The organism is Sphingomonas sp. JC676 (genome assembly GCF_014489075.1).
GTDB lineage: Bacteria > Pseudomonadota > Alphaproteobacteria > Sphingomonadales > Sphingomonadaceae > Sphingomonas.
Genome location: NZ_JACTGR010000032.1, coordinates 1 through 325, shown reverse-complemented (window position 1 = coordinate 325; position 325 = coordinate 1). Strand labels below are relative to the sequence as shown.

Below are 325 nucleotides of genomic sequence, written 5' to 3'. Positions count from 1 at the left end.
CCGGGCCCTGGCCAAGGCGTTTGCCCGCGAGGGCATCGAAGTATCGGTCGCCACCACGCGCGACCCGGAAAGCTATGCAGCCGACGCGGTCGCGATCGGGCCCACGATCCTTCCCAAGACGCTGGCGAATGCGCTCGAGGCGGACATCATCTTTCTGGCGGTCCGGTTCGAGTCGCACGCGGACGTCGCGAAAGCGCTCACCAGCTGGCAGGGCAAGACCATCGTCGATGTGACCAATGCCTACGGCGTGTCCCTTGAGGCATTGGGAGGGCAGCCTTCTGCCAGCTTCGTCGCGCAGGCCTTCACCGGCGCAAAACTGGTCAAA

General features: G+C 65.2%; 1 protein-coding gene. It reads left to right on the top strand.

All coding sequences use genetic code 11. From position 1 onward, the window contains the following. A partial coding sequence (locus tag IAG41_RS22890) for an NAD(P)-binding domain-containing protein (protein ID WP_187731017.1) occupies positions 1-325 on the top strand: 325 nt, incomplete at both ends.